The organism is Streptomyces corchorusii, from assembly GCF_001514055.1.
Classification (GTDB): Bacteria; Actinomycetota; Actinomycetes; order Streptomycetales; family Streptomycetaceae; genus Streptomyces; species Streptomyces olivaceoviridis.
Genome location: NZ_KQ948374.1, coordinates 63,996 through 76,096, shown reverse-complemented (window position 1 = coordinate 76,096; position 12,101 = coordinate 63,996). Strand labels below are relative to the sequence as shown.

Sequence of the window (12,101 nt, the reverse complement as noted above, 5' to 3'; positions counted from 1 at the left end):
TCGATCTCCTCTATGAGTTTAATTCTTCAACTCAGGCGGGAGCCTATGAGGGCTGAGTACAGCTTGTAAACCCAGAGGGGTACACTCGGCCCATGGAGACGCGGCGAATCGACCCGGTGAACTGCTCGGTGGCGCGCGCCCTCTCGGTGGTGGGGGAGCGCTGGTCGCTGCTGATCGTCCGTGAAGCGCTGGACGGCGCGCGCCGGTTCGGAGAGTTCCACTCCCGCCTCGGGATCGCCAGAAATCTCCTGGCGACTCGGCTTGAGACCTTGGTGACCGCCGGAGTGATGCGCCGCGTGCCCTATCAGGAGCCCGGGGATCGGCAGCGCTTCGCCTACGAGCTCACCGAGCAGGGCCGGGCGTTGCGGCCCACGCTCGTGGCGCTCCTGGAATGGGGTGACACGTACCTCGCCGACCCGCAGGGCCCGTCGGTCATCGTCCGGCACCGGCCCGTCGACGATGCGAGCTCCTGTGAGGAGCCGGTCAAGGTCGTTCTTGAGTGCGCTGCGGGGCACAGCCACCTCGCCCCGGAAGACGTTTGCCGCACGCCCGGGCCGGGCGCGCGCTTCGTGGAAAGCTCCTGAGATCCCAGGACCCTACTCAGCAGCTCATATCGTGAGAAGCATGATCCAAGCAGTTGGGGTCGACGCCTGGGTCATGGGGCAAACGTTGGATGCTGTGGCACTGGTCAGGCGGACCAGGCCCGAACGAGCATCCTGGCTGTCCGGCTACCGCCGACTCTCACGGCGAACGTGCAGCCGGTCTCACCACCCGTCGTACCAGGTGGCGATGCGGGTCACGGTGACCTCGACGGTGACTCGCTCTACGGCGTCGAGGGCGGCGAGGTGGGAGGTGACGGCGGTCCCCACCTGGTCGTGGACGTTCTGGGCGACGTCCAGTGCCCGCCGGCCCTCGGCCAGGACGCAGCGCACCTCGATGTGCCATCCTCCACCCGGTGCCCGGTCGGCGCGGATACCCGCATCGGGCGATGTGTGGTGGGGCCTGGCGTCCGTCAGGGTGGGCGCGGCGGCTGCCGCGAGGCGACGGGAGAGACGGGGTTGCAGGCCCGTTACGCCGGGAACTGCAAGGGCCGCCTCGGCCGCGACGCCAGGGAGGGTGGTCGTGCGGTTGACGGTCATGATGGACCACTGCCGGGCGGGAGGGGCGGCTCCGGCTCCAGGATGTCGACGACGGTGATGTCCACGGCCGTCACGGCGAGACCCAGGTCCTGTACGGCCGAGTGGAGGACGGATCGGCGCACCTGGTGGGCCCGGTCGGGCAGCGGGCCGTCGAGAGTGGCGGCCAGGGTCATGATCACGTGCACGCCGGTGCCTTCGCCCTCGGGTACGAGCCGGCAGGTCGCGACCGCGACGCCGGGGATCGTGTCCGCAGTCTGCCGCAATACCTTTGCCGCAGCGCTTTCGGAGATCCGCAGGTCCCGGTCCGGGTCGGCCAGAGGCAGCAGCCGCCCGAGCCGTACCTCTGCTCTGACGATGTTCATGACGCGGTCGGCGAGTGCGTGGAGGCCGGGAGCTTCGTCGCGCAGCGCCCGGGTGGCCGCGTTCACCGTGGCCAGTCCCTCGACGGCCTCGCCGCAGTGTGGACAGGAGACGGTGTGCGGGTCCGCGTCCGGTGCCGCGTCCCGGGCCTGTTCCCAGGCCCGGCTGAGCAGTCGGCCGCAGGGGAGCACCTCATCACCTGCGAACAGGAGGATGCCGGCGGCTGGGCCGGTACAGGGCCCGTCGGCTCCGGGGGGTTCGGAAGGCCGCGCGTGCGGGTCGTCTAGCGCCATGGGTCCATCGCCTCCTGCAGGGATCGGCGCGCCCTGAACAGTCTGCCCCGCACCGTCTGTTCGCTGGTCCGCGTCACGTGGGCGATCTCTTTGTAGGACAGGCCCTGCACTTCTCTCAGGATCCAGCAGAGCCGCTGGCCGGCGTCCAGTTCGGCGAGCGCGTGAGACAGGGCGGCGGTGGCCGCGTGCTGCTCGGCGGACCGGGCGGGCTGGCTCCAGGCGTCTTCCGCTGCGGGCTCGACGACGGTGTCGAGGGAGACGGGCGGCGGCCGGCGCCGGCGCATGGTCAGGCAGCGGTTGACGGTGATCCGGTACATCCAGGTACGGAACTCCGCGCTGTGACGGTACTCCGGCAGTCGGCGCCAGGCACTGACGAAGGCGTCCTGGACCGCTTCCTCGGCGTCCTGGGGGTTGCCGAGCATGCAGCGGGCCAGGGAGAGGAGGGCTCGGCCGTGCCGTTGGACGAGAACCGCGAAGGAGTCCTCGTCCCCCTCGGCCGCCCGTACGGCCAGGAGCCGGTCCGGCAGGTCGCGTCCCAAGAAGTCGCGATTCGCCGATGGGGGTACAGCGCGTTCGGTCATGGCGCCCTCGCACACGGCTCGGACCGTCCAGGTACCCGACAGGCCGTTTGTGAGGCATGCCGCACTCGATGGGTGTGAGGTATCCGCCGCATGTGCGTGAGACATCCGCCGCCCCGCATGTCCAACCTTGTGACGGGCGCCGCACCGGTGTCCGACCTATCGATCGGGGCGACCGCCATGACGGAGAACACCACCAGCGTCGGCGGGGGCAACCGGCCGGATGCGAGCGTGAGCGCGCTGAAGGGCCGTACCGGGGCCGGGGCTCCGGCCGAAACACGGGGGAAGACCACCATCGCGGACGGCGTGGTGGCCAAGATCGCGGGCATGGCCGCCCGCGAGGTACCGGGCATCTTCAGCCTGGGAGCGGGGATGGCCCGCGCCTTGGGCGCCATGCGGGAACGCGTCCCCGGCGGAGGCGGAGCCGTCACGCGCGGGGTGAAGGTCGAGGTCGGCGAGCGCCAGGCGGCGGTGGACCTGGACGTCGTCGTCGAGTACGGCGTCTCCATCGTGGACGTCGCCGGCGACGTACGCACCAATGTCATCGGCGCCGTGGAGCGGATGACGGGACTGGAGGTCGTCGAGGTGAACATCGCCGTCGACGACGTCCATCTCCCTGACGAGGAACAGGCCGAACCGGACGAGGGTCGCGTGAGGTGACCCGCCACCGCGTCCGGTGCGACGCGGATGATCGCGCGGACGGCGACGTACGTACGTCCGCGAGACGGGTGAGTGCATGATGAACGCAGGAACGACGGGTCTCGTAGCGGGCATCGCCCTGGGCTTCGCCGGTTACTTCGGTGGCTTCTGGGCCTTTCTGCTGGTCCTCTTCCTGGGTGCTGCGGGGCTGATAGTCGGCCTCGTCGTGCAGGGCGACCTCGACGTCCGGACGCGGAGGCAGCGGTGAGGACCCCGCCCGGTTCCCCCGGCGAGGGGTCCGCCTTGCCGGCGCGGACCACCGGCTTGCCGCCCCCTGCCGAGCGGGGCGCCACCGTCATCCCCGACCGGGTGGTCGCCCGTATCGCCGCACAGGCCGCACGCACGGCGCAGTCCCGGCGCGCCGCCGTACCGCCCGACCGGGGCAGCCCGGAGGCACCCAGCGCCTCCGCCGCCGCCCGTATCGGTTCGGTGCGCCTGCACCTGGCCATGGATCTGCCCTACCCCACCGACATCCCCCGGGTGTGCGAGCGGATCCAGCAGGACGTCGCCCAGAAAGTGGCCCAGCTGACCGGCCTGCGGGTGGAAGAGGTCGTCCTCACCGTCCGGCGGCTGGTGACCGCCGCCGACACGAGCCGGGGGCGGGTCCGGTGACCGGCCACGCGGCCCGGCTCGCCGGGCACGCCGTGGAGGAAGGAGCCCCGCGATGACACCCGACCCCGGCCCTTCCGGCCGCGACTCCACACCGTCCGCATCGCGTGCCACGGTGCCGTTGGCAAAGGAGCCCGAACCAGGCGCCGACCTCACGTCCGGTGAGCGCGACGCAGGGCACCGGTCCCACCGGCCGTGGTCCGCGCGCCGCATCCCGGCCGCGCTGGTCGCCTCGGTGATCCTCGTGGCGGCGGTCGCGGCGCTGGTCGACGTCATCGCCGTACGAGCGGGACGCCCGGCGGCGGCCTGGCGACGGCACCTGGCCGACGAACTGGCCACCCGCTCCGTGGACGATGTGTGGGTGCTCACGGGAGCCGCCGTGGCCGCTGCCGTCGGCGTCTGGCTGATCGTCCTGGCCCTCACCCCCGGGCTACGCCACTGGCTGCCCCAACGCTCCCCCACCGACTGCCCCCGGCTGCGGGCCGCCTTGGACCGCGACGGAGCCGCCGGCCTGCTGCGCGACGCCGCGCTGCGGGTCCCCGGAGTCGGCGCGGCGCGCATCCGGGTGCGCCGTCACCGCATCAAAGCGCGCGCGGACGTCCGCTTCCGTGACCCCGGGCAGGTGAAGGACGACCTCACCGCCGTCCTCGACGAGGAACGCGACCGGCTGGCCCTCGCCCGTCCTCCTCGCATCGTCGTACGGGTGCGGCAACGCACCGGCTGACCGACAACCGCAGCACCGGGAGTCCGCCATGACGTCGCGATCCGCACTCAACCGCACTCTGCTGGCCCTCGCCGGACTGGTCATGCTCGGCGGCGGAGTGCTGGTCCTCTTCGCCGGGCTCGACCTCTACCGGCGACACGATCTGATCCCGCCCGCCGGCTGGCCCCTGATCACCCCGAACGACGTCCTGCTCGCCTCCGCCGACCGGGCCCGCTGGAGCGGCCAGGGCTGGTGGTGGTGGCCCGCGGTCATCGCCGCCCTCGCCCTCGCCGCCCTGCTCGCCCTGTGGTGGCTGCTCGCCCAGCTGAGCCGACGCCGCCCCGGAGGGCTGCCCGTCGGCGGCACACCACCGCAGGAGGGCGTCGAACTACGCGACCGCGCACTCAGCGACGCGATCGCGACCGAAGCCGGTGCCCTGCCGGGGGTCAAGCGTGCGGCCGTACGCATCACCGGCCGACCCGCCCGCCCCCGCACCCACGTCACGCTCACCCTCACCCCTGAGGGCGCGCCCGGCGCCACTCTCGGTGCCCTCTGCGAAGGCCCGATCAGCACCGCCCGTCGGTCTACCGGTCTCCCTGACATGCCTACCGACGTCCGCCTACAGGTCGCCCACCACAAACCACACCGCGCGGAGTAAGGAGGAAACCGTGATTCCGGGCTCCAACGGCGCCTCCCACCCGATGGCCGTCAACGAGACCGTGATCGCGATGCTGCGCCCGAAGCCGAACCTCGCCAAGCTCACCAAGGAGTCGGCCGAAGTCCGGGCAGCCGCCCATGCGGCCGTCGACGCGCCGCCCGGGATCGGCACCATCGCCTCGTACTGGACCGAGGTCTCGCTGCCCGCCACCGGCACGCAGAACGGCCTCGCAAGGGCAGTGCCCAGGCCGACATCGTCCTCACAGCCCCGCAGGGCAGGGCGCCGCTGCTGTTCAACGAGGTCGACAACTGCCACGAAACTGTTGAGCGGTCGATATGGCGCACCCGCTGGACGGCTCCGGCGACCTCGTCCGGTGATGCGGCGCACCCGCCAGCCGTACGTCGCAACGGTCCCTTGCACTGTTACGGGAGTTCCTGGTCGGCGCTACCCGCACGGTGCTGGACCTCACCGCACAGCTCGGGAACCGCGTCCTCGTGGTCGGCGGCGCCGGCGCACTGCGCAGCCCCGACGATCCCCATCTCCTGGTCGCCGACAACCGGCGTACGTGCCTGCCGAAGTGCAGGCGGTCGCCGCCGCCGGGGTGGCACAGTTGCGGACCTGCCAGGCCCACGTCAGTGCCCACTGGGTCTACCTCAGTCCACTGGCCCTGCTGGAGACCGGTGAACGGACTGGCCGCACACCGACCGGTACGGCTCGTCCCAGACGCGTCAAACACAGCCCGTCCAGCCAGCCGCCCTCCGCTCCAGCCGTCCTCGCGCCGCGCCCGCCGGGTGGTCGTCGGCGGACACGGCGTCAGCGGCGCCTGAAGGCCGTGGTCCGTGACCAGCGCCTCCAAGGCGGCGTCACCGCTCGTACGGCCAACCCGTCACGTCCCCGCCCGCGTGCACCAGGTCGAAGACTGGGTAGTGCCTCGGCCGCCGCTGTGCCAGCCTCAGCAGCGACCTGCTGGATCTGGAGGAACACCAGCTGGTGAGGATCGAGTCGGTGAGGGAGGACCAGCGGCAGGTATGGGTACTCACCGCGCGAGGTCACCGCGAAGCGAAAAGGCTCCTGGAGCCGAAGGGCATACGGGTCTCGGTGCTGCGCAAGCAGGAGTACGACCCGGCGACGGGGGAGCTGCTGGGCACTGGCTACGACGACCACGCCGCGGCGGTCACCTCGACGGCCCTCGAACTCCACCGCACCCGGATCGGCCACCGGCTCGGCTTCCAGACCGAGATCGCGCACCGGCTCGGCAACGGCTACGTGCAGCGGGCGGACCTGGTGGTGCGGGCGCCGGAGGCCGGGGTGCCGGTGCTGCTGCTGGAGACCGACCGCCGCACCGAGGACGCGCACGACCTGGTCGCCCGAGCTGAGCCGACACCTCGACGCGGGCGCCGACCACGTCGCCGTGCAGGTGATCGGGGTCGAGCCGGGTACCTCGGCAATGGCGCGGCGGCGGGAACTGGCCCAGGCGCTGCGCCCTGCGTGACCAGAACCGCACGGTGCGCGCAGATATGCATGAGCACCCGGTCAGTGGTCGAGCGAGTGACATACGCGGCGCACGCAGCAGCTCACCAGCCAGTCGCGCCTCGTCGTCGCGACCGGGGAGCGGCCCAGCCGTCAGGGATCCGGCCCCGGCCGAGGGCAACTGGTCGATCTTGGTGGGCCCCACCCTGCTCCTGCGCTTCTCGGCGCGGGGGCCGCTGGCGATCGACTACCAGGTCGTGTCGCCGCAGCTTGACCACTGAGGCCTGGTCGGGCGGGCGGCGGGGTCGACGGATGGGCGTGAGCACGCGGGACTTCCCCGGTCGCACCACGGCGCAGGGGCGGGTCGCCCCGGCATAGGACGCCACGCCTCCACGACCCCTTCGGGCGTGGAGGGCGATGTTGTGCCGCGGTCTTGGTGATACCGGCATCAAGGGTGCGGTGGTCGCGGATGAAGTCGGTGCCGACCCTCTTGACGCAGGCGGTGGGCGCCGCGCTCCGGGCTTGCTGACTGGTGGTGATCTCCCACAGGTTTCCCTGATGGGCTGCGGTCAGGAACTGCCTGTCGAGCGTGGAGACGATTCCTCAGCCCGGCGCCATTCAGGCGGCGGGCCGCGTGCGCCGGTGCCCTGGCGCACAGGCGCTGGCCCGGACGTAGTTACCGGTCCTGGGGTCAGCGGCGGTAGCAGTAGGAGTCGGAGGAGGCGTCGCCGCCCTGCAGGCGTGTCTGGTGCACGCGCAGGCCGGCGAAGTCCTCGCCGTGGGGGAAGAAGCGCCTGTCCACCGACAGCCCGCCGCGTGAGGTATCCGCGTCCAGCTTGACCATCCACGGTTCGATGCCCGCTGGATAGAACTGCTCGTCCCAGGCGGCGTACAGGGAGTTCGTCAGGTAGACGCGCTGCCCGTCGCGGCTGACCTCGACCATCTGGGCCCCGCCCGTCAGCGGCACGTCGGGCGCTGCGGGGTGCGGCCGGCGGGCGGTGATGCCGCCGAGCCGCATGGTCGCGGTCCGCCTGGGTTGCCGCGGGTCGCTCACGTCGTACTGGATGAGGTCGCCGGTGCCCCACGCAGAGACGTACAGCCACCGGTCGTCCACCGACAGGCCGATGTCGGTGATCAGCGGGGGCACGGCGCCGAACGGCTTGAGCGCCGGGGGCAGGTCCTCGGCCGGGGCGGGCTCGGCCGGGAGGGTGATCACCTTGGTGACGTGGAAGTCCTCGCCGTCGCGGTGCCACCGCCACACCGAGGCCGACAGGTCCTCGACGTCGACCACGGTGTTGGTGAACCCCCAGGTGGCCTCGGGGTCGTGTGCGGGACGCAGTTCCAGCACCATCTGGTGGGCGTCGCCGAGGTCGACCTGCTGCAGGTGCCGGCCGGTGCCGAGTTCCCAGAAGTGCAGGCGGTGGCCGTAACGGCGCCCCAGCAGCAGGTCGGGGACGAGACCGCCCTCGATCATGGAAGGGGTTCCCCACTCGCTGGTCACGGCGATGTTCTGGGCCAGGTGCCACCAGACGTCGTAGGCGAGATGCTGCGGCCCGCGCTCGCTCTCCCAACCGCGCAGCACCTCGAAGCTCTCGTGATCCAGCAGCGCCACGCCGCCGGGTCCGTCCGCGCCGTCCGCGCCGCCCAGGCAGGACAGGAAGACGCCGTCGGGACCGCAGTGCAGGGTGTGGGGGCGCGAGTACCCGGCCCGGGCGGCCAGTTCGCCGGGCTCGACCGTCTTGACCAGGCGGGGGCGGGCCGGATCGGGGACGGTGTCGAAGACGTGCAGCCTGGAGGAGCGCAGTCCGGGGACGAGGAGATAGCGGCGCGCGGCGTGGTGGTGACCGGCATGGGCCAGCGCACTCGAACAGGCGTTCCAGCCGAAGTGGTGCAGTTCGTTGCCCACGCCGGGCACCTCGGCGCGGGCGATCACCCGGCCATACGCCGCGGAGCCGGGATCGGTGCCAACGGTGAACAGCGCGTCCGGGCGCGCTCCGGCCGGGTCGAACCCGACGACGTAGGCGAGTCCCTCCCCGGGCGCGGCGACGGCGTCCGCCGGGGTGCGGTACAGGGTCGGATCCTGGTGGCCGTCGTGGTCGTGCGGGTGCTCGGTCGTCGTCATCGTGTGTTCCCCACTCGGCGAACACAGGGCCGAAAACCGGGTGAACCCCCGTCACGGACGGGCCGGCTCTCTTGTCCGCCGTCGATGTGCGGTGAAGGACGGATATGCCACTGATTCCGAGCGTTTCACAGTCCCCGGGGCCCTGCCACGGCGCCCGGCCGCGACAGCGCTGCGGGCCACCGAAAACCAGGGCCGATGGTCCGGGTGCCGGCGCACTCCTGGTGCCGACGCGGCTGCCGGCGCCCTCCTCGCGGGCGGCTTTGAGATCGCGCGGGCACGGCCTCGCCACGGATACCCCGTGGGCGGCCTGCGTGCCTGCGAGTGCTGCGCGGCCATGTACGGCGTCCCAGCCGCTGGAATGGAGCAGTGAACGGCGGTGACGAGGCGTTCCCGTCGGCCCTGGACCAATGGACGCCCGAGGACTGGCAGGAGTACCGCCGCCGCATCGAGGACAGCGAGGGCAGCGTGAGAGCGAGGGTGCCGCCCGTATCCGACGTGCCGGACGTGGTGTGCTATTGCACTGCGTGCCGGGCAGTGGCCGCCGTAAAGTGGGTGATCTTCTCTTCCTCAGTAGCGGCCAGGCTGGCGGAGAGTCTTCGCTCCCGCCTTTGCCGACCCTCGCGCCGGGCTGGGAATGCACGCGCCGCTCGCTGCTTATCACTGAGTGGACCAACTGTCCACTCAGTGATACTTTGAGTGTGTGGCTCAAGAAGGTGGACTCGCACTCGTACGTAAGGCCGTTGAGGTTCTGGACCTGCTCGCCGAGCAAGGTGAGGCCACGGCCGCCAGTATCGCCGAGGATCTAGGGGAACCGCGCAGCTCGGTCTACCGACTACTGAGTAGTCTCCAGAAACTTCAGATGGTGGAGAGTGGCTCGGGGCGGGGCGCCTATCGCCTGGGCTTCCATCTGCTCAGTCTGGGTACTGCCGTCGTGGAGCGCTTCGACGAACGTCGATTCGCCCGGCCCGTGATGGAGCGGCTGCACGAGCAGACCGGCGAGACCGTGTATCTGTGTGTACGCCGGGAGCGTCAGGCCGTCTGCATCGAGCGTCTGGACGGCCGCAGGGTGCAGTCGCTGGCGCTCAAACTGGGTGGCGCCCTGCCGCTGCACGCCGGGGCCGCTTCGAGGGCCCTGCTGGCCTTCGACGACCGCGCGGCGTGGACGCAGTACCTGGAGAGCGGACCGCTGCAGCGGTTCACTCCCTCCACCCCTGTGACTGGCGAGGAACTGCTGCCCGCTCTGGAGCAGGTCCGGCGGGACGGCATCGCGGTCAGTGATCAGGATGTAACCGTCGGTGTCGCGGCCCTGGGGGTGCCGATCCTGGACTACCTGGGCCGGGTGCGGGCCGCGCTGTCCATCAGCGGGGTCCGTGAGGCGATCTTGTCGGATGCCACGACTGCCTTGCGGGAACAGTTGCTGTTGGCGGGTGAGGAGGTGTCCAGGGCTATGGGCTGGAAGGCCGTGGACGGTGCGGTGGCGGACTTCGGCTGACGGCGGCCGGTGGGTGCTCCCGGGCGCGGCGCCCTCGGCGGGGCGCCGCGCGGTTCCGGGTCAGTCGTTGAACAGGAGGCGAGCTTCGGCCTCGATGCCGGATGCGTCCAGTCGGTAGTGCGCGTACAGGTGGGTGGGCGGCCCGATGAGACTGTACTCGTCCTGAATACCGTGCCGGCGCAGTTTGACGGGCAGTCCGTGACGTGTGACGACTTCGGCCACGGCGCCGCCCAGGCCGCCGAGGACGTTGTGTTCCTCGACCGTCATCAGTAGCCGTGAGCGGTGAGCCGCGGCCAGGACGGCGGCCTCGTCGAGCGGCTTGATGGTGTGCATGTCGATGACGCCGACGCTGTGGCCGTCGGCGCGCAGCGCGTGCGCGGCAGCCAGTGCCGGGTGGACCATCGATCCTGTGGTGATGATGGTCAAGTCGTCACCGATGCTGTGCGTGATGGCTTTGCCGATCTCGTACGGCACGTCTGCCGGATAGACCTCGGGGTCACGGCCGCGGCCTATGCGGAAGTAGACCGGCCCCTCGTGTGTGACCGAGGCGCGCAGGGCCGCGGCCAGTTGGGCGGTGTCGGCGGGAGCGATGACGGTGAGGCCGGCGATGGCGCGGGTGATGGCCAGGTCCTCGGTGGCGTGGTGCGATGTGCCGTAGAAGCCGAGGGTGATTCCGCTGTGGTGCCCGATCAGGCGGACCGGTAGCTTCGTATAGGCAGCATCGGTGCGGATCTGCTCGCAGGCGAGCAGTGCCATGAACGAAGCGAACGTGGCGACGTAGGGGATCAGGCCGGTGGTGGCCAGGCCCGCCGCGGTGGAGACCATGTGCTGCTCGGAGATGCCGAACTGCACGTACTTGTCAGGATGCCGCTGCTGGAAGCGCACCAGGCCGTTGGAGTACTTCAGGTCGGCGGTGCCGACGACTACGGGATGTCCCTCGTCGGCGAGGTCGGCGAGGGTGTCACCGAGTGCCTGAAGGCCGGGGGCCTGTTCCAGCAGGCTAAGCAGATGCCAGGACTCACGCTGCAGGCCGGGCGCGACCGGTTCGGTCCCGGCGGCGCCGGCCGGACTCGCGGCTGTGGTGCTCATCGCTCACCCCGCAGCTCGGCCATGGCGTTCGCCTCGTCCTGTTCGGCCAGCCAGCCGAGATGCCATCCGAAGTCGGTCTCCATGTAGGAGATCCCCTTCCCCTTCACGGTATGGGCGATCACGACCGCGGGACGGTCGCGTCCGGTGTCCTCGGCGACGGAGCGCAGTACTGGCAGCAGCGCCTGGACGTCGTGCCCGTCGACCTCGTGGACCTCCCAGCCGAAGGCGCGCCACTTGTCGGCGAGCGGTTCGATGCCCGTGACACCGTCGATACGGCCGTCGAGGGAGTGGTCGTTGCGGTCGACGATCGCGACGAGGCGGTTCAGGCGGTGGTGGGCGGCCCCGAGCGCGGCTTCCCAGACCTGCCCTTCGTGCTGCTCGCCGTCTCCGAGGAGCACGAAGGTGTTGTACGACCGTCCCAACAGCTTCCCGCCGAGTGCCATCCCGGTGCCGGCGGACAAGGCGTGTCCAAGGGACCCAGAGCTGAAGTCGATGCCGGGGATCCGGGTCATGTCGGGGTGGTCGCCGAAGGCGTTGCCGAGGCGGGTGTAGTCGTCGAGTTCAGCGGGGTCGAAGAAGCCCCAGTCGGCCAGCAGTGGGTAGAGCGTGGCGGCGGCGTGGCCCTTGCCGAACAGGAAGCGGTCGCGGTCGGGCCAGTCGGGTTCGCCTCGGCGCAGCCGCATCACGCCGTAGTAGAGCGTGGCGAGGATCTCCGCGCAGGAGAAGCCGGAGGCGTAGTGGCCGGTCTTGGCGATGGAGATCAGGCGTACGGTCTCGAGCCGCGCAAACAGCGCTCGCTCCTCGATTCGCTTGATCAGTTCCGTGTCCGTCGGCGGGGCCGACGTCGGTGCAGTCATGCGGTGTCTCCCGGTCGGTGGGCGATCGGCGG

At 70.9% G+C, this 12,101-nt stretch carries 15 protein-coding genes and 1 pseudogene; 8 read left to right on the top strand and 8 right to left on the bottom strand.

The features are described from left to right. Positions 1-92: 92 nt before the first annotated feature. On the top strand, positions 93-584 hold the full coding sequence (locus AQJ11_RS40180; protein ID WP_058078934.1) for a winged helix-turn-helix transcriptional regulator: 492 nt from the start codon (positions 93-95) through the stop codon (positions 582-584). 180 nt (positions 585-764) lie between these two features. Here the strand turns inward: AQJ11_RS40180 and AQJ11_RS40175 are convergent, their stop codons facing one another. The 3 genes from AQJ11_RS40175 to AQJ11_RS40165 form a co-directional block, all read right to left on the bottom strand. Next, positions 765-1,139 (bottom strand): Asp23/Gls24 family envelope stress response protein, encoded by a 375-nt coding sequence (locus tag AQJ11_RS40175; protein WP_059266701.1) that lies wholly within the window; start codon positions 1,137-1,139, stop codon positions 765-767. Next, positions 1,136-1,690, bottom strand: a complete 555-nt coding sequence (locus AQJ11_RS40170; RefSeq protein WP_244218596.1) for a hypothetical protein — start codon at positions 1,688-1,690, stop codon at positions 1,136-1,138. The genes AQJ11_RS40175 and AQJ11_RS40170 overlap by 4 nt, the downstream gene beginning before the upstream one ends. 92 nt (positions 1,691-1,782) lie before the next feature. Beyond that, positions 1,783-2,373 carry an RNA polymerase sigma factor gene (locus AQJ11_RS40165; RefSeq protein WP_203348812.1) on the bottom strand — a complete coding sequence of 197 codons (591 nt, stop codon included), beginning with the start codon at positions 2,371-2,373 and terminating at the stop codon, positions 1,783-1,785. Positions 2,374-2,550: 177 nt separating this feature from the next. On the opposite strand from AQJ11_RS40165, the gene AQJ11_RS40160 reads away from it, so the two are divergent. From AQJ11_RS40160 to AQJ11_RS40145, 5 genes are all read left to right on the top strand, one after another. Beyond that, positions 2,551-3,030, top strand: a complete 480-nt coding sequence (locus AQJ11_RS40160) for an Asp23/Gls24 family envelope stress response protein (protein WP_058083633.1) — start codon at positions 2,551-2,553, stop codon at positions 3,028-3,030. Positions 3,031-3,106: 76 nt separating this feature from the next. Then, a complete protein-coding gene (locus tag AQJ11_RS49535; RefSeq protein ID WP_159061796.1) occupies positions 3,107-3,277 on the top strand; it encodes a hypothetical protein in 171 nt (56 codons plus the stop codon). After that, positions 3,274-3,681 (top strand): Asp23/Gls24 family envelope stress response protein, encoded by a 408-nt coding sequence (locus AQJ11_RS40155; RefSeq protein ID WP_058078931.1) that lies wholly within the window; start codon positions 3,274-3,276, stop codon positions 3,679-3,681. Before AQJ11_RS49535 ends, AQJ11_RS40155 begins: the two co-directional genes overlap by 4 nt. A 52-nt stretch (positions 3,682-3,733) precedes the next feature. Next, complete coding sequence (locus tag AQJ11_RS40150) at positions 3,734-4,402, top strand: DUF6286 domain-containing protein (protein WP_244218595.1); 669 nt, start codon at positions 3,734-3,736, stop codon at positions 4,400-4,402. Between the two features lie 28 nt (positions 4,403-4,430). Then, positions 4,431-5,039: a hypothetical protein gene (locus tag AQJ11_RS40145; RefSeq protein WP_059266699.1), complete on the top strand. Its 609-nt coding sequence runs from the start codon at positions 4,431-4,433 to the stop codon at positions 5,037-5,039. On the opposite strand, the gene AQJ11_RS49530 is transcribed toward AQJ11_RS40145, so the two are convergent. Then, a complete protein-coding gene (locus tag AQJ11_RS49530; protein ID WP_059266698.1) occupies positions 5,001-5,354 on the bottom strand; it encodes a hypothetical protein in 354 nt (117 codons plus the stop codon). The genes AQJ11_RS40145 and AQJ11_RS49530 overlap by 39 nt on opposite strands. A 113-nt stretch (positions 5,355-5,467) precedes the next feature. Here AQJ11_RS49530 and AQJ11_RS51850 point away from each other — a divergent pair. Continuing rightward, a pseudogene (locus tag AQJ11_RS51850) lies at positions 5,468-5,751 on the top strand (NAD(P)-dependent oxidoreductase); the annotation flags it as partial. A gap of 911 nt (positions 5,752-6,662) precedes the next feature. On the opposite strand, the gene AQJ11_RS52945 reads toward AQJ11_RS51850, so the two are convergent. Together AQJ11_RS52945 and AQJ11_RS40135 are read right to left on the bottom strand one after the other, a co-directional pair. Beyond that, positions 6,663-7,082, bottom strand: a complete 420-nt coding sequence (locus AQJ11_RS52945; RefSeq protein ID WP_398790884.1) for a hypothetical protein — start codon at positions 7,080-7,082, stop codon at positions 6,663-6,665. Between the two features lie 118 nt (positions 7,083-7,200). Continuing rightward, positions 7,201-8,631 (bottom strand): selenium-binding protein SBP56-related protein, encoded by a 1,431-nt coding sequence (locus tag AQJ11_RS40135; RefSeq protein WP_059266697.1) that lies wholly within the window; start codon positions 8,629-8,631, stop codon positions 7,201-7,203. Positions 8,632-9,331: 700 nt separating this feature from the next. Between AQJ11_RS40135 and AQJ11_RS40130 the strand changes: the two genes are divergently transcribed. Then, positions 9,332-10,123 (top strand): IclR family transcriptional regulator, encoded by a 792-nt coding sequence (locus AQJ11_RS40130; RefSeq protein ID WP_059266696.1) that lies wholly within the window; start codon positions 9,332-9,334, stop codon positions 10,121-10,123. Positions 10,124-10,183: 60 nt separating this feature from the next. Here AQJ11_RS40130 and AQJ11_RS40125 read toward each other — a convergent pair whose 3' ends face one another. Beyond that, positions 10,184-11,212, bottom strand: coding sequence for a transketolase family protein (locus AQJ11_RS40125; protein WP_059266695.1), 1,029 nt, complete (start codon positions 11,210-11,212; stop codon positions 10,184-10,186). Then, positions 11,209-12,069, bottom strand: coding sequence for a transketolase (locus tag AQJ11_RS40120; protein ID WP_059266694.1), 861 nt, complete (start codon positions 12,067-12,069; stop codon positions 11,209-11,211). Before AQJ11_RS40120 ends, AQJ11_RS40125 begins: the two co-directional genes overlap by 4 nt. Positions 12,070-12,101 lie beyond the last annotated feature (32 nt).